The organism is Marinomonas profundi (assembly GCF_020694005.1).
Taxonomy (GTDB): domain Bacteria; phylum Pseudomonadota; class Gammaproteobacteria; order Pseudomonadales; family Marinomonadaceae; genus Marinomonas; species Marinomonas profundi.
Genome location: NZ_CP073013.1, coordinates 3460984 through 3476497, shown reverse-complemented (window position 1 = coordinate 3476497; position 15514 = coordinate 3460984). Strand labels below are relative to the sequence as shown.

The following is a 15514-nucleotide window of genomic DNA, read 5'->3' as shown; positions in this document are numbered from 1 at the left end:
GTTTGGAGTAAAGAAAGAATGTCTCACCAATCAGAATTGATCAGCCAAGACATACTTGGTTATCTGAAACAACACGAAGAAAAAGACCTACTGCGTCTTCTTACTTGCGGTAACGTCGATGATGGCAAAAGTACATTAATCGGGCGCTTACTTCATGACTCAAAATTAATTTATGAAGATCATCTGGACGCGGTTAAGCGCGACAGTAAAAAGTCTGGCACGCAAGGCGAAGAAATCGACCTAGCCTTATTGGTTGATGGCTTACAGGCCGAGCGCGAACAGGGTATTACGATCGATGTGGCTTATCGTTATTTCTCAACGGAAAAACGTAAGTTTATCATTGCTGATACCCCTGGGCATGAGCAATACACACGCAATATGGCGACTGGCGCATCCACTTGTGACTTAGCCATTATTTTGATCGATGCCCGTTACGGCGTACAAACTCAAACACGTCGTCATAGCTATATTGCTTCATTGTTGGGTATTAAGCATGTCGTCGTGGCGATCAATAAAATGGATTTGGTGGCGTTTTCTGAAGAAACATTCCAGCAGATTAAAAATGACTATCTAAAGTTTGTTGATCAGCTAGGTGACCGTAAACCAGAAGACATTCATTTTGTGCCTATGTCGGCGTTACGCGGCGACAACGTGGTCAATGCGTCAGAGAGCACGCCTTGGTATCAAGGTGGTCCACTGATGTCTATTTTGGAAACCGTACAAATTAATCGTGACGTTAAGCGTGATGCTTTCCGCTTTCCTGTTCAGTACGTTAATCGTCCTAATTTGGATTTTCGTGGTTTCTCTGGAACCATCGCCGCCGGTGCGGTTAAGCTAGGCGATAAAGTGGTTGCTTTGCCCTCTGGAAAAATCTCGACCGTGGAAAAGATTGTTACCTTTGATGGTGATCTAGACACGGCGAAAGCAGGGCAGGCCGTGACCATTACGCTTGAAGACGAAATCGATATCAGTCGTGGTGATATGTTGTCCCATGTTGGCCAAGAGCCGCTTATGGGGACGACACTGCGATCGTCTATTGTCTGGATGGCGGATCAGTCACTTGTGCCTGGTAAGTTGTATGACTTTAAAATAGGAACGCAAACCGTTCCCGGTAAAGTGCATCACTTTAATCATCGTGTTGATGTTAATACGCTAGAGGTCAGTGACATTGATGCGCTAGAACTCAATGGTATTGCTGACGCTGTGCTTCAGTTTGATGCGCCTGTGGTGTTTGATGAATACACGGACAGCCGTTTTACAGGGGCGCTGGTAATTATTGACCGCCTCACCAACGTGACAGTTGGTGCTGGCATGGTGGAAGAGGCGGTTGCAGAGATTGAACAAGATCTACAGGTTAGTGCAGAAGAACGCGCGGCTCGTCTTGGTCAAAAACCTGCGGTTATCGCTTTGACACTGGGTACGCTTTCAAGCGCGGATCTATTGGAGCGTGCTTTGCTGCGTCAAGGTGTTGTAGCCTTGGTGAAAGCCAATGCAACAGCGGCAGAGGCGGATTTAATTCGTCAAACTGGTGTTGTCTTTTTGGTGGCTGATGCTTCTATAGCGGACTCTGAAGTGATTGAATCTTCGCTTGATGAAGTGGTTGATTTGATTGTTGAGCGTGTTCGACTCTAGTGAATAGGGTCTTATAATAGGCGCTCAATCGATAGGCCAGCTTAAGTGGCTGGCCTATCGATATCAGACATTCAATATCAGACATTAAAGCGCTTCTTCCGTGTCTATGCGTTTCACTTCTTTGTGTTGATCTTCATTACTGCCTAGCTTCCAATAACTGGAAATATAAAGATTTTCTTTTTCTACGTTTGTGTTGTTTTTAAAAAAAGACCGCAACGCTCTCATACCGCTAAACTCACACGCTGCCCAAACTGACACGCTACCTTGAGGCCATGCTAGTGATTGGATTTGATCCAGTAATACGTTGCTGTTTTCACCAGAATGAGGGTTAACAATCCATTTCAGCTCAATGCCAGCAGGGTGTTTTAATGGCTGGATGTCGTCTTCTGACATCACCTCCAGTAGAGCGTAACCTTTTGCGTCTTGCGAAAGCTCTTCTAGATTCACGCTAATGGCGGGCAAAGCGGTCATGTCTCCAATGAGTATTTTCCAATCACTTGACTCTTCAATGGTTTTTTTGGGTCCGGGTCCGCCGACAAGAATGGTGTCATTGGGTTGGGCTTGCTTTGCCCAGGATGACGCTGGACCACCATCCTCGTGTAAAACAAAATCAATGTCTATTTCGTCTGCGCGCTGATGTCGAATGGTATAAGTACGAATTAATGGTTTTTGCTCTTCTCTTGCAAAAATGAGTTTTACATAGCCGCCGGTTTGGTTTTCAGGAATGGTGTGTATGTTCTCGCCACCTAGCGTGACTCGTAACATGTTGGTCGTTATAGACGACTTTCTAATAACAGTGAGTTCTCTTGGTTGTGGTCTGCTCATTAAAGGATCCTTAATCTCGTTAGGTGACGGCGATGGATGGAGGTTGTTGGTCATGGTTTGCGCAATGTGGATGAAGTTTTCTATTTGCTGCTCTGATAAGTTTTGGGTCATGCTTTTGATGGCCGCTTGATCCAATATCATCAGGCTTTCGAGTAACTCATCGCCCGTTTTCGTCAGGCTTAATAGCTGGCTGCGATGATTGTCTGGGCTGCGAATTTTTTTCACGTAATTGGCACAATTCAGTTCTTTTAACACTCTGGTGACTTGGGATTTATCAAGAGAAAGCCGTTCGGCAATGTCTCTGGCGCTGCAGTTTTTTATGTTTTTAATGCATTTGAGAGACCGTATATGGCTAACGGGAATGGATAGGCCTGCTTGTGCCGCGGCTTCACGCATTTTACCTCTATAGCTGTGCATTAATTTATGCAGTGATTCACCCATGCTTTCTTTCATTGTTTCGTTTTCGCTGTTTATTTATGAGAATGGTTATCAATATATCGCCATTCAGTTGATAAAGTCAACTGATAAGGGGTTGATTGCTCGTTAAGAAACAATTACGACTAAGAGAGGCTTTTTTTATGGTGGTGAAGCGCTACAATATTCCCCTTTAAACTGAGTGGCTCTAGAGCATGAATAAGCAAGAGGTGCATGAGGCGATTACATCTGCGTTATTGTGTCGCTTTGAGACAGCAACATGGGCGGCAAAACAAGCTCATGAAGCGGCTACGAATGAAGAAAGTATCGCAGAAAATAAGTACGATACGTTTGGCTTGGAAGCCTCTTATTTGGCGCATGGGCAATCGCAACGCGTATTAGAATGTGAGAAAGACTGGCAGGTTTTTAATAAAAACCCACCCGCCTTGTTTTCTGAGGAGGACGCTATCGACTTGTGGTGTATGGTGACGCTGCTGCAGTTCGCATCACCCGTCAGCACGGAAAAGCATTTCTTTATGTCGCCCTGCGCCGGTGGCCTTGCGGTTGAAATAGACGAAAAAGTGGTTTATCTCGTGACCTCATCAAGCCCCGTTGGAAAGTCCTTGCTTGGCAAAACGCTTGGCGATGAGATTGAACTGCTGCAAAACGGCAAGCAAATAGCGTATGAAATAACCATGATAGGCTAAAGCGCCTATTGTAATGGACAAATTTGGTTCAGACCCTAGAGAGTCAGACTCGCTTCGCATATAATGCTTTGCCTTAAAATATTCAGTTCTTTTGTCTGACGTTCAAAATTCAGCAAATCATTGCTAGTTAGATAGAAAACACTCCAAGATCACTCTCTTACTGAGACAGTAATAGGAAAGAAATTATGCGCAGCCATTATTGCGGCGAGTTAAATGCTTCTAACATTTCACAAGAAATTACCCTATGCGGTTGGGTTCATCGTCGTCGTGACCACGGTGGCGTTATTTTCTTAGACATTCGTGACCGCGAAGGAATCACGCAAGTTGTTTTCGACCCAGATCGTGCCGAAAGCTTTGCATTGGCTGACAGTGTGCGTAACGAGTTTGTGGTTAAGCTAAAAGGTCTAGTACGTGCTCGTCCTGAAGGCACCGTCAACCCTAATATGAACACTGGTGAAATTGAAGTGTTAGGAACGGCGCTTGAAATCCTTAATGCTGCCAAAACACCACCATTTCAGCTTGATGAGCACCAGTCCGTTGGTGAAGACGTTCGCTTGAAAAATCGTTTCATCGATTTGCGTCGCCCTGAAATTCAACAAAAAATGCGTTTCCGTTCGAAAGTAACCTCTGTATTGCGCCGCTATTTAGATGGCAACGGATTTCTGGACATCGAAACCCCCATTTTGACTCGTGCAACACCAGAAGGCGCCCGCGACTACTTGGTGCCAAGCCGTACTCAACAAGGTAGCTTTTTTGCTTTGCCGCAGTCACCGCAGCTTTTCAAACAATTGTTGATGGTGTCTGGCTTTGATCGTTATTACCAAATTGCCAAATGCTTTCGTGATGAAGATTTGCGCGCCGATCGTCAGCCGGAGTTCACTCAAGTGGACATTGAAACCTCGTTCATGAGTGAAAAAGAGATCATGGCGATGACGGAAGATATGATTGTTAGCTTGTTCAAAGAGCTAATGAACGTTGACTTGGGTACTTTCCCGCGCATGCCATATTCGGAAGCGATGGAAACTTACGGTAGCGATAAGCCCGATCTGCGTATCCCATTGACCATAGTTAGCGTGTCTGACTTGATGGCAAATGTGGATTTCAAAGTATTCTCTGGTCCAGCGACGGATTCAAAGGGGCGTGTTGCTGCCCTTAAAGTACCGGGTGGGAATGCGCTAACTCGTAAGCAGATTGATGATTACACTAAATTTGTTTCCATCTATGGCGCGAAAGGTTTGGCTTACATCAAGGTAAACGATAAATCTAACCTTGAAGAAGGCTTGCAGTCTCCTATTGTTAAGTTCTTGCCAGTTGAGGTTCGCGCTGCTTTGCTTGAGCGCCTTGAAGCAGAGGACGGTGACTTGATTTTCTTCGGTGCCGATTCTGCAAAAGTAGTTAACGAAGCATTGGGTGCACTGCGTTGTAAACTGGGTGAAGACTTAGACCTTTATACTTGCAAGTGGGCGCCACTGTGGGTTGTTGACTTCCCCATGTTTGAAGAAACAAGTGATGGCGGTATTACGGCTATTCACCATCCATTTACAGCGCCTTCATGCTCGCCTGAAGATCTAAAAGCCAGCCCATTAATGGCGCTTTCTCAGGCTTATGACATGGTGCTGAATGGCACTGAATTGGGCGGTGGTTCTATTCGTATTCACCAGTCTTCTATGCAAGAAACTGTCTTTGAATTACTGAATATCAGCAAAGAAGAGCAAGAAGAGAAATTCGGTTTCTTGTTAGACGCCTTGAAATTTGGTGCGCCACCACATGGCGGCTTGGCGTTTGGTTTAGATCGCTTGGTAATGTTAATGACGGGCTCTAGCTCTATTCGTGACGTGATTGCTTTCCCTAAAACACAAAGTGCGACTTGCCTATTAACGCAAGCGCCAGGTGAAGTAAGTGAGAAGCAATTGAAAGAATTAAACATTCGCATCAGAAAGCCTGTTGTTGAGTCTTAACTTTTGCCATTAAACTTACTTTAAAACAGTAAGTTATGTTAAAGGATTGCAAGAAAAACGTAAAAGGCCGCTTATTAGCGGTCTTTTTTGTATTTTGGCATTGCATACTTTGTAAAGGGCTGTTGAAATATACAGTAACTATACAAGGCACAGAAAATTATGGTCACGACCAGAATTTTAGCGATTGATCCAGGCTCTCGAGTGACGGGCTTTGCTATTGTTGATGCGATAAATGGCAAAGCGACGTACGTTAATAGTGGCTGTATCCGTCTGCCAGATGAGGCGTTGTCTGTACGGCTTAAGCATATTTTTAATCATGTTTCTGCTTTATTAGAAGAATACCAGCCTGATGAATTTGCCATTGAAGAAGTATTTTTAGCAAAAAATGCCAACTCAGCGTTAAAGCTTGGGCAGGCTAGAGGGGCGGCTATTGTTGCTGCTTCACTGAAGGAATTGGTGGTGCATGAATATGCGGCTCGACGGGTCAAGCAATCTGTCGTCGGAAACGGCAACGCAGATAAAATACAGGTTCAAATGATGGTGCAGCTTTTACTTAATTTATCCTCTAAACCTCAGGCAGACGCTGCGGATGCCTTGGCGATCGCCTTGTGTCATGCTAATACGCGCACGTCTGGCGGCTTAGAGTATGGCATTGGTAAACGGGCGGGGCGCTCCTCTAAGCGCTGGACAGAACAAGATGTAAGGAAAACAATGTGATCGGACGAGTTGTCGGCACTTTGGTTGAAAAAACACCACCAGAATTATTGGTTGATGTAGGCGGCATAGGGTATGAAGTCAGCGCCTCTATGACCACCATTTATGACCTACCTCAAGTTGGCGGACAAGTAACGCTTTATACGCATTTGTTAGTCAAAGAAGATTCCCACACTCTTTATGGTTTTATTGATAAGAGCGAGCGTGCGCTGTTCCGTATTCTTATCAAGGTAAACGGTATCGGCCCCAAAATGGCGTTGGCTATTTTGTCCAGCATGTCGTCACAGGAATTAATCAACAACGTTCAGGAGTCTGATGTATCGGCTCTTACGCGCATTCCTGGCGTCGGCAAAAAAACCGCCGAGCGGCTGATTATTGAATTGCGTGACAAGCTTGGCCAAGCCGCGAAAAATGATTTGTTTTCGACGCCAACCGTATTGCGTCAAGTTCAGGCTGACCCTAGGCAAGAGGCGGAGGCTGCGCTTATTTCACTTGGCTATAAACCTCAAGAAGCGGCTAAGGCGATTGCGGGGGTTCCTGTGGATGCTGCCAGTAGCGAAGATGTAATTAAAGCGGCGCTAAAAGGAATGCTGAGGCAATAAAGCATGATTGAACACGATCGTATTATTTCTTCCGAAATTAAAGGCAATGATCGACAAGTGGATCGAGCAATACGGCCGCAAGCACTTGCTGAATATATTGGTCAACCCGTTGTGCGAGAGCAGATGGAGATTTTTATTGAAGCGGCAAGGCAGCGCAGTGAGCCGCTTGATCATACCTTGATATTTGGCCCCCCCGGTTTAGGAAAAACAACCCTTGCCCACATTATCGGCAATGAAATGGGGGCTGAGGTAAGAACAACATCTGGGCCTGTATTGGAAAGGGCGGGAGATTTAGCGGCCCTTCTAACCAATTTAAACGAAGGTGATATTCTATTTATTGATGAAATACATAGATTAAGCCCTGCTATTGAAGAAGTATTATATCCAGCCATGGAAGACTATCAGCTGGATATAATGATAGGCGAAGGACCGGCGGCAAGATCAATTAAAATTGAACTCCCTCCCTTTACGCTTGTCGGAGCAACGACGCGGGCAGGCTTGTTAACGTCTCCTTTGCGCGATCGATTTGGGATCGTGCAGCGGTTAGAGTTTTATGATGTTGAGTCATTGACCACCATTGTTGCCAGATCTGCAGGAAAAATGGGCATGGAGCTTGATCATTCAGGTTGTTTTGAAGTCGCCAGGAGGTCACGAGGAACGCCCAGGATAGCCAACCGATTATTGCGTCGAGTAAGGGATGTTGCGCAAGTTAGTGGCGAGCAACATATTGGACAAAAGGTTGCTCAACGTGCGCTAGATATGTTAAGTGTAGATACCGAAGGTTTTGACCATCTTGATAGGCGTATGTTGTTGACTATGATAGAAAAATTTGACGGGCGACCGGTCGGGTTAGACAGTGTTTCTGCCGCGCTGGGGGAAGATAAAGATACAATAGAAGACGTCATCGAGCCGTTTTTGATTCAGCAAGGTTTTATTATTAGAACGCCAAGAGGTCGTCAGGTCACGAAGCGTGCTTATGAACATTTTAATTATCAACTACCTTCAGATTTTAAATAGAGGTTAATAATGTCAATTTGGGGTCTTATCGCCAGTGCTAGTCTTGTGGTTCAACTTGTTATGTTGATATTGCTAGCCGCTTCCGTATTTTCATGGATTGTAATATTTCAACGAATTCGGGTATTAAAAGAAGCAAGAAAAATTCGCTCTACCTTTGAAGAGCAGTTTTGGTCCGGTATTGATCTAAGCCAGCTTTATCGAAAGCTTACGCAAGAAGGTAGAAAAAGCGGTGGGATGGAAACGATTTTCACTTCTGGAATAAAAGAATTTACTCGATTAAGACAAAATCACAATGTGGACCCTGATGCGGTAATGGAAGGGGTTCAGCGAGCGATGCGTGTCGCACTTTATCGAGAAGAAGAAAAGTTAGATCAACATTTGTCGTTTTTGGCAACCGTTGGCTCAACCAGTCCTTATATCGGCTTGTTTGGTACGGTTTGGGGGATTATGCACTCCTTTATTGGGCTTGCTGAAGTTCAGCAGGCTACATTGGCGGCGGTTGCTCCGGGTATTGCAGAGGCATTAATCGCAACGGCCATTGGCTTGGCTGCGGCCATTCCAGCGGTTATTGCTTATAATCGATTTTCATCATCGGTGGAATCGCTTAGTTCTAGTTACGAAAATTTTGCTGATGAATTCACCAGTATCTTACATCGTAAGGTACATGTTCGAGAGGGAGGCGCTGTATAGTGGCTCGCTCAAGAAGAAGAAATAAACGTCGTCCAATGGCTGAAATAAACGTTGTGCCATATATTGATGTCATGCTGGTGCTGTTGGTTATTTTTATGATCACTGCGCCGATGTTAACGCAAGGGGTGGATGTAGAGCTTCCCAACGCTAATGCTGCGCCGATACAAGATAACGAAAACGATGCGATGATTGCTTCAGTCGATGCCGCTGGACAGTTCTATTTAGATGTTGGCGGGAAACAAGAAGCCATTGCGTTAACGGAATTACAGGATAGAGTTAGAAAAATACTAAATCAAAACCCTAGAATGCCGGTTCTGGTTAGAGGCGACAAAAATGTTCCTTATGGGGATGTCATTGGTTTAATGGTTGCCTTGCAAGGTGCAGGGGTGCCAAATGTTGGTTTGGTTACAGAACCGGATAATAATTAAATGAAATGGTTGCGCAGTGACAATTACAGTATCCCTTCGCTTTTAGCGATAGGTCTGCATGCGGTTGTGATAGTCGGTGGAATGGTGGCTGTCAATTTTACGGACAATAAGCCCGTAGAGCCCAAAAGGCCAATGATTGTTAATGCGGCAGTGGTCGATGTGTCGCAAACCATAATAGGTCAGCGAGAATCGGCAGAAAGAGCCGCAAAACAGCAAGCCGCCATAGCGGAGCAGAAAAGAAAAGAAGCCGAGCAGAGCCGTAAAAAACAAGCTGAAAGAAAAGCCTTAGAAGAGAAGCGAAAGCAGCTGGCTCAAGCTCAGCAAGCCAAAGAACAAGCAGAAGCGCAAAAGCAAGCCAATGAACAAAAGCGTCTCGCAGATGCCGCCGAGCAAAAGCGGGCGGCTCAAGAAGTAGAGAAAAAGCGTGTCGCTAAAGAAGCTGAGCAAAAACGTCTCGCCGACAAAAAAGCGCAAGAGAAAAAGCAAGAGGAGCTGGCTCGTAAAGCAGAAGCTGACCGCTTAGCGGAGCAGGAGCGTAAACGCCAAGAGGAAGCCGCAAGGCTTGCCGAGCAGCAAAAAGCAGAGGAAGCTGCGGCTCGTGCTGCGGCAGAAGAGGCTCAGCAACGAGCGGTAGAGGAAGCCCAGATGGTTCAGTCTATTAGTGGTTTGATCAATGATAGAGTAACCGCTAACTGGAATCGTCCCCCGAGTGCTCGCAATGGAATGAGATCTGAGTTACGTATTCATTTCTTGCCAAACGGCGAGGTGATGAATGCTCAAATTACCAAAAGTAGTGGTGATGCTTTGTTTGATCAAAGGGCGGTTGATGCCGTTTATAAGGTAAGGCGAATAGAAGAGTTGGCAAAAGTGGATTCTTATATATTTGAACGCAATTTCCGTCAGGTAGATTTAATTTTTAACCCTCAGGATTTGAGAAACTAATGATGTTTAAAAAATGGTTGAGTGTGCTGATCACTTGCTTAATATTTACAGCGTCCGCTAGAGCGCAATTGGTCATTGAAATAACCAGTGGTGCCGATCAGCTTTTGCCTATTGCGGTTGTACCTTTTGGTTATAAAGGCGTCGAAGCGTTACCAGAAGACATCGCCCAAATAGTAGAAGACGATTTGGCTCGAAGCGGTCTATTTCAACCTATTCCTAGGGCGAATATGTTAAGCATGCCCTCGACGGAGAAAGATGTTTTTTATCGCGATTGGCGTCTGCTGAAAAGTGATTATGTCGTCGTCGGAGCGGTGCAAAAACTCAGTAATGGTCAATATCGAATAGGCTTTGAGTTGCTTAATGTGTTAAGTCAAAAGTCCGTGCAAAAACACAGCTCTATTGATGTAAATGCCAGAAATTTTAGAGATGCAGCGCATTATATTAGCGATAAGATTTACGAATTATTGACGGGCACTAAAGGCGCGTTTAGTACTAGAATACTTTATGTCACGGCTGAGGGAGATAGAAAAAGCCCCTTGTTTAAACTGCAAGTGGCGGATGCTGATGGGCATCGTCCTCAGGTGGTAGTCGAGTCTAAAGAGCCTATTTTGTCCCCTTCATGGAGCAGTGACGGGCGTAAGATTGCTTATGTTATGTTCAGGAATCGTCGCCCCAATATCTTTATTCAGGAGCTGGCAACAGGGCAAAGGCAGCAAATCGCACAGTTTCGAGGCCTTAATGGCGCGCCGGCTTGGTCTCCTGATGGAAAAAAATTAGCCTTGGTCTTGTCAAAGGATAATAATCCGGAAATATACTCCTTAGACATAGCGACACAGAAATTAGAAAGAATGACTAACCATTACGCCATTGACACCGAGCCAAGCTGGGAGCCTGATGGCAAAGGGATTGTATTTACATCTGATCGAGGCGGAAATCCGCAAATATATCGACTCGATGTAGATAGTAAGCGTGTAGAGAGAGTGACTTTTGAAGGGGAATTAAATACCCGGGCAAGAATGACCCCAGATGGGCGTTACCTTGTTACTGTTCAAAAGAACGATGGCAACTATCATATCGCATTACAGGATATGAATACTGGCCGCGTGCAGACTCTCACAGAGACTTACTTAGACGAATCGCCAAGCATTGCGCCAAATGGTAGCATGGTGATATATGCCACAACCTATCAAGGAAGGGGTATCTTAGCCGTAGTATCTGTTGATGGCCTGGTTAAATATAGGCTACCATCGGCGGACGGTGATGTACGGGAACCATCTTGGTCTCCGTATTTCAAATAAAGACATTGAGGAGTGAATAATGAGTGTAAACAAACTAGGTAAGTTTGCTGTAATTGGGTTGTCTGCAGCTTGGATCGCGGGTTGTAGTACAACAGCGACCGATACTGATTCTTCAACTGTTGCTGAAGATGCCAATTCAACTGAGCAAGCAGAAGAGACTTCTGGCAGCTCTGATCAAGCATATGGTGCGGGTGAAGAGGGTGCAATGACAAGCGTCATTGTGGAAGATGATGCTGCGACAACTCAAAATGCAAACATGGACCCATTAGCTGGCGTTCAAACGGTATTCTACTTTGATTTTGATAAATCAATTGTGCGTCCAGAATCTCGTGAAGCGTTAGCGAAACATGCGGAATTTTTAGTGTCAAACCCAGATGCTCGTATCGTATTAGAGGGACACGCAGATGAGCGTGGTACTCGTGAGTACAATATGGCTCTAGGCGAGCGCCGTGCAAAAGCAATTAGCCGTTATTTGACGATTCAAGGCGTTGCCGCTTCTCAAGTTGAAACGGTGAGCTTTGGTGAAGAAGTGCCAGTGGCATTTAGTCATGACAGCAATGCTTGGCAATTAAATCGTCGAGTTGAAGTACGTTACGAAAAATGATCAATAAAAACGTAAAAGTTCGTTCTTTTGCATTGGCGCTGTGTTTCACAGCGCCTTTTGCAATGGCTGAAATTCAACAAGTTAGCGGCGGTCTGTCGACAGGCGCAGCGGCTGATTTGCTTTTTCAAGTAGAAACCTTACAACAAGAAGTTCAACAGCTTAGGGGGTTGCTGGAAGAGCAAGGTCATGAGCTAAAACTGATGAAAGAAAGTCAAAGAAATCGCTATATTGATCTTGATAAGCGTATTTCTTTGCTGATGTCTGCTTCTGCGGCAAACGAATTTAATCAGCCATCACCTTCGGCTCAATCAGAACAGAAAACCTCCCCCAGAAATGCGGTTGATGCGCCAATGAGCGCGCCTATCCCATTTGCTCCGGTGAATTTACAACCTCCAACAGTCCAGTCCCAGCAAGCCTATAACAATGCTTACGATCTCATTCGACAAAGAAAGTTTGATGATGCCGAAATGGCATTCTCTGCGTTTGTGAAAGAGTACCCAAGCAATACGTTAACGGGTAATGGCTTTTATTGGCTAGGTGAAATTAAGTTGGTTCAAGGCAAGTCGCAAGAAGCCATAGAAGCGTTTTCTACGGTCACGCAAAAATTCCCTGGACACAATAAAGAACAAGATGCTTTGTATAAGCTAGGAACCGTCAGTGACCAAGCTGGAGATACAGAAAAAGCGAGATCGTATCTACAAGATGTCATAAAACGCTTTCCTAATAGTAAAGCCGCTCAGCTTGCAGCGGGATATTTAAGTAAAATTAAATAACTTGCATTTCTCAGCGGGCTCTGTATTATACGCAACCCGTTGGGTCGTTAGCTCAGTTGGTAGAGCAGTTGACTTTTAATCAATTGGTCACTGGTTCGAATCCAGTACGACCCACCAACGCGTTTATTCCTTTTGAAATTTTTTTGGGTCGTTAGCTCAGTTGGTAGAGCAGTTGACTTTTAATCAATTGGTCACTGGTTCGAATCCAGTACGACCCACCAAAAAAACCGTCATTTCGCTCCCAGTTTCTGAAGGGGTAATTACATGTCAGAACTTTTCAACAAAGCCGCCCTTCGAGATACGGTTCAAAAGTATTTGTCTGAAGCCGAAAAAAGCCTTGAAATAAAATCGATTGACGATGATCAAATTCGTGCCGAGATCAAGTCTTTGCTCAAGCAAAAGAATGCGGTATTGGTTGCGCATTATTACACAGAAGATGCGATTCAAGAGTTGGCGGAAGAAACTGGCGGTATCATTGCTGACTCCTTAGAGATGGCGCGCTTTGGTGCAAATCATGACGCTAAGACTTTGGTTGTTGCCGGTGTTAAATTCATGGGTGAAACCGCAAAAATTCTAAGCCCAGAAAAAACTGTTCTCATGCCAACCTTGGAAGCAACCTGCTCTTTGGATATTGGTTGTCCCATTGAAGAATTTTCAGCGTTTTGTGATCAACACCCTGACCGCAAGGTGGTGGTTTATGCAAACACCTCTGCAGCGGTAAAGGCTCGTGCTGACTGGGTCGTGACTTCTAGCATTGCATTAGAGGTTGTTGAGCATCTGGTTGAGCAAGGGGAGAAGATTATTTGGGCGCCAGATCAGCATTTAGGGGGCTATATTCAAAGGGAAACTGGCGCGGACATGATCCTTTGGGATGGCGCTTGTATCGTGCATGAGGAATTTAAAGCGAAAGGGATTGTAGACATAAAAGCGATCTATCCTGATGCTGCTGTACTAGTTCATCCCGAATCGCCTGAGGCCGTGGTTGACGTCGCAGATGTTGTTGGTTCTACCTCTCAATTACTCAATGCTTCAAAAACCATGCACAATGACACCTTTATCGTAGCGACTGATAGAGGCATTTTCTATAAAATGAAACAAGCCTCTCCAAATAAACGCTTCATAGAAGCGCCTACCGCCGGATCTGGTGCCAATTGTCGCAGTTGTGCTCATTGCCCTTGGATGGCTTTAAATAGTTTAGAAATGCTGCGTAACGCTCTCAGAGATAATTCAGGAGAAATTCATATCCCTGAAGAAACCAGAGTCAAAGCATTAATACCATTACAGAAAATGCTTAATTTTCAACTTAAATAATGCCTGAGGCCTTTGTTGTGGTAATGGGTGGCGAGTTGATTGCTGTCAATTACCATGCGCTATAAAGGTCTTGGCTGTTTAATTTAGAGTACTCAAATATTTCATTTCCAGGTCTGATAGGGCCATCTGCAAACGGTCATACTCGAGACTTTTTTTGTTGTATGAGGCTCTTGCCTCTTGTTGGTCTTTAGCCTGCGGCATATCAGATACTTTCTTTTTTAATTCTGTCGTTGCTTGTGCCAGCTTTCTATTTTTCTCTCTCTCTTTTACTAATAGCCCCAATAGAGCGGGTGCGGTATTGCCGCGTTCACCTAGGGTGGTGCCTGTTTTGTCGCTAAGTTGTAGGTTGGCCGCCTTGGCGGTATCTAGTTCCTGTAGCAGTAGCGCGACACAGGTTTCTGACTCGTGAAGTAGGTGCTCTAGTGTTTTGGCGTCTTCATCTTGCTGAATTAAATTGTCTGTGGTGCTGCCTTCGAGAGCGGTGTTTAACGTATTACGTAGAGATGTGAGCGTTTCTTTTTTATTGGCACTTAATGTTTCTAAATTTTCTTTTGCGGTTTCGTTGCTGTTTACAAGTTGCTGCTCTAATGCGGCTAATTTTGTATTTTTGGCGTCAATATCTTGTTTTAGCGACTCAATCGATAGCTCTGATGTTTCTAGCTCGCCTTCAAGTTGTTTGATAATAGTTTGGAATTCTTCTGACATTCTTTCCAGCTTTGAAACCGCCGTTTTCTTAATGTCGATAGATTGACGGGGAGGGTTATCACTGGCCTTTTTCACCTCAATTCTGAGTTGCTCAATAACCATTTTTTGCCGATTCGATAAGCTGTTCAAACTGGATATTTGTTTGAATGATGCATGTTGAGTGCTTTTGTCGAGTATTTTATTTTTAGGGGCTGTTACTAGATAGTGGTTAAATCCGTCTTTATTGGTGATTTGTTTTGTTTCTAGGTTTTTGACTTTGGCCTTTAAGTCACGAAGCTCTGCTTGTAAACGCTGCAATTCTCTTTTTTTACTATCTAATTGTATCGCTCGCTTAGACGCTCGATTGATATTTTTTCTTAAGTCTTCATTTAATAAAAATTGATTCTTTGCCAATGATTCCTTGGTGATTAAGAGTTCTGCCGTCTGAAAAAATTCAGCCTCAGTCTCTTTTAGGTTTTTTGCTAGTGTATCTGGGTCTGTATTTTGCAGTTTGTTTGCTGAGAGTGCATAAAGTAGGTCTGATAAAAAGCGACCAAGAATGGTTTTGGGTCTTTCACTCACTTGATTTAATAAGATGGCTCTTTCCGCTTTTAGTATCGTCCCCCATATTTTAAGCGTATTAACTTCATGGCTATCTTTGTCTTGGGGGCGAATGGCATTAGAAGCATAACTGATCTGCTTGCTCAAAAAACTCGCTAATTGTTTGTAGGATTTCGTAGGCTCGTCTGCATGTTCTGATGGAGTTTGCCCGCCATCGGCTTCCACTTGTTTGATTTGAATTTTCTTTTTAAGCAAGTAAGATGACCACATAAAAAGAATGTTCACGATAGCTAGAAAGGTCGTTAGCTCAAGCAGTGTCCAGATTAGCCATTTTGGCATAAATCCCTCCCAAAC

General features: G+C 44.5%; 15 protein-coding genes and 2 tRNA genes. 15 read left to right on the top strand and 2 right to left on the bottom strand.

Going from position 1 to position 15514, the window contains the following annotated elements:
- Positions 1–18: 18 nt before the first annotated feature.
- Complete coding sequence (gene cysN / locus J8N69_RS16245) at positions 19–1632, top strand: sulfate adenylyltransferase subunit CysN (RefSeq protein ID WP_168822326.1); 1614 nt, start codon at positions 19–21, stop codon at positions 1630–1632.
- Positions 1633–1716: 84 nt separating this feature from the next.
- Here the strand turns inward: cysN and J8N69_RS16240 are convergent, their stop codons facing one another.
- Entirely contained in the window at positions 1717–2910 is a 1194-nt protein-coding gene (locus tag J8N69_RS16240; RefSeq protein WP_168822327.1) for an SIP domain-containing protein, read from the bottom strand.
- Positions 2911–3086: 176 nt separating this feature from the next.
- On the opposite strand from J8N69_RS16240, the gene J8N69_RS16235 reads away from it, so the two are divergent.
- The 14 genes from J8N69_RS16235 (at position 3087) to nadA (ending at position 13915) form a co-directional block, all read left to right on the top strand.
- Positions 3087–3578 carry a GreA/GreB family elongation factor gene (locus J8N69_RS16235; RefSeq protein WP_168822328.1) on the top strand — a complete coding sequence of 164 codons (492 nt, stop codon included), beginning with the start codon at positions 3087–3089 and terminating at the stop codon, positions 3576–3578.
- 185 nt (positions 3579–3763) lie between these two features.
- On the top strand, positions 3764–5536 hold the full coding sequence (aspS, locus tag J8N69_RS16230; protein WP_168822329.1) for an aspartate--tRNA ligase: 1773 nt from the start codon (positions 3764–3766) through the stop codon (positions 5534–5536).
- A 159-nt stretch (positions 5537–5695) separates the two neighbouring features.
- Positions 5696–6253, top strand: a complete 558-nt coding sequence (ruvC, locus tag J8N69_RS16225; RefSeq protein ID WP_168822330.1) for a crossover junction endodeoxyribonuclease RuvC — start codon at positions 5696–5698, stop codon at positions 6251–6253.
- A complete protein-coding gene (gene ruvA / locus J8N69_RS16220) occupies positions 6250–6852 on the top strand; it encodes a Holliday junction branch migration protein RuvA (RefSeq protein ID WP_168822331.1) in 603 nt (200 codons plus the stop codon). Before ruvC ends, ruvA begins: the two co-directional genes overlap by 4 nt.
- Positions 6853–6855: 3 nt before the next feature.
- Positions 6856–7869 (top strand): Holliday junction branch migration DNA helicase RuvB, encoded by a 1014-nt coding sequence (gene ruvB / locus J8N69_RS16215; RefSeq protein WP_168822332.1) that lies wholly within the window; start codon positions 6856–6858, stop codon positions 7867–7869.
- Between the two features lie 9 nt (positions 7870–7878).
- Positions 7879–8559, top strand: coding sequence for a protein TolQ (gene tolQ, locus J8N69_RS16210; protein ID WP_168822333.1), 681 nt, complete (start codon positions 7879–7881; stop codon positions 8557–8559).
- Positions 8559–8987 (top strand): protein TolR, encoded by a 429-nt coding sequence (gene tolR / locus J8N69_RS16205; RefSeq protein WP_168822334.1) that lies wholly within the window; start codon positions 8559–8561, stop codon positions 8985–8987. Before tolQ ends, tolR begins: the two co-directional genes overlap by 1 nt.
- A complete protein-coding gene (gene tolA, locus J8N69_RS16200) occupies positions 8988–9929 on the top strand; it encodes a cell envelope integrity protein TolA (protein WP_168822335.1) in 942 nt (313 codons plus the stop codon). It abuts the gene before it with no gap.
- Positions 9929–11227, top strand: coding sequence for a Tol-Pal system beta propeller repeat protein TolB (tolB, locus tag J8N69_RS16195; protein WP_211084808.1), 1299 nt, complete (start codon positions 9929–9931; stop codon positions 11225–11227). Before tolA ends, tolB begins: the two co-directional genes overlap by 1 nt.
- Before the next feature lie 19 nt (positions 11228–11246).
- Positions 11247–11831: a peptidoglycan-associated lipoprotein Pal gene (gene pal / locus J8N69_RS16190; RefSeq protein WP_168822336.1), complete on the top strand. Its 585-nt coding sequence runs from the start codon at positions 11247–11249 to the stop codon at positions 11829–11831.
- Positions 11828–12604 (top strand): tol-pal system protein YbgF, encoded by a 777-nt coding sequence (gene ybgF / locus J8N69_RS16185; protein WP_168822337.1) that lies wholly within the window; start codon positions 11828–11830, stop codon positions 12602–12604. The genes pal and ybgF overlap by 4 nt, the downstream gene beginning before the upstream one ends.
- A 41-nt stretch (positions 12605–12645) precedes the next feature.
- Positions 12646–12721: transfer RNA gene (locus J8N69_RS16180), tRNA-Lys, on the top strand.
- Between the two features lie 28 nt (positions 12722–12749).
- Positions 12750–12825 (top strand) — tRNA-Lys (locus J8N69_RS16175).
- 43 nt (positions 12826–12868) lie between these two features.
- Positions 12869–13915, top strand: a complete 1047-nt coding sequence (gene nadA, locus J8N69_RS16170) for a quinolinate synthase NadA (protein WP_168822338.1) — start codon at positions 12869–12871, stop codon at positions 13913–13915.
- A gap of 78 nt (positions 13916–13993) precedes the next feature.
- Here nadA and J8N69_RS16165 read toward each other — a convergent pair whose 3' ends face one another.
- A complete protein-coding gene (locus J8N69_RS16165) occupies positions 13994–15499 on the bottom strand; it encodes a coiled-coil domain-containing protein (RefSeq protein WP_168822339.1) in 1506 nt (501 codons plus the stop codon).
- Positions 15500–15514: the final 15 nt, after the last annotated feature.

Bases quoted from the DNA above. Each gene is read 5' to 3' on its own strand.
- ruvB (WP_168822332.1), top strand. From the start codon at position 6,856: ATGATTGAACACGATCGTATTATTTCTTCCGAAATTAAAGGCAATGAT.
- tolQ (WP_168822333.1), top strand. From the start codon at position 7,879: ATGTCAATTTGGGGTCTTATCGCCAGTGCTAGTCTTGTGGTTCAACTT.
- J8N69_RS16240 (WP_168822327.1), bottom strand. From the start codon at position 2,910: ATGAAAGAAAGCATGGGTGAATCACTGCATAAATTAATGCACAGCTAT.
- tolA (WP_168822335.1), top strand. From the start codon at position 8,988: ATGAAATGGTTGCGCAGTGACAATTACAGTATCCCTTCGCTTTTAGCG.
- ybgF (WP_168822337.1), top strand. From the start codon at position 11,828: ATGATCAATAAAAACGTAAAAGTTCGTTCTTTTGCATTGGCGCTGTGT.
- J8N69_RS16165 (WP_168822339.1), bottom strand. From the start codon at position 15,499: ATGCCAAAATGGCTAATCTGGACACTGCTTGAGCTAACGACCTTTCTA.
- aspS (WP_168822329.1), top strand. From the start codon at position 3,764: ATGCGCAGCCATTATTGCGGCGAGTTAAATGCTTCTAACATTTCACAA.
- cysN (WP_168822326.1), top strand. From the start codon at position 19: ATGTCTCACCAATCAGAATTGATCAGCCAAGACATACTTGGTTATCTG.
- ruvC (WP_168822330.1), top strand. From the start codon at position 5,696: ATGGTCACGACCAGAATTTTAGCGATTGATCCAGGCTCTCGAGTGACG.
- pal (WP_168822336.1), top strand. From the start codon at position 11,247: ATGAGTGTAAACAAACTAGGTAAGTTTGCTGTAATTGGGTTGTCTGCA.
- nadA (WP_168822338.1), top strand. From the start codon at position 12,869: ATGTCAGAACTTTTCAACAAAGCCGCCCTTCGAGATACGGTTCAAAAG.
- J8N69_RS16235 (WP_168822328.1), top strand. From the start codon at position 3,087: ATGAATAAGCAAGAGGTGCATGAGGCGATTACATCTGCGTTATTGTGT.
- tolB (WP_211084808.1), top strand. From the start codon at position 9,929: ATGATGTTTAAAAAATGGTTGAGTGTGCTGATCACTTGCTTAATATTT.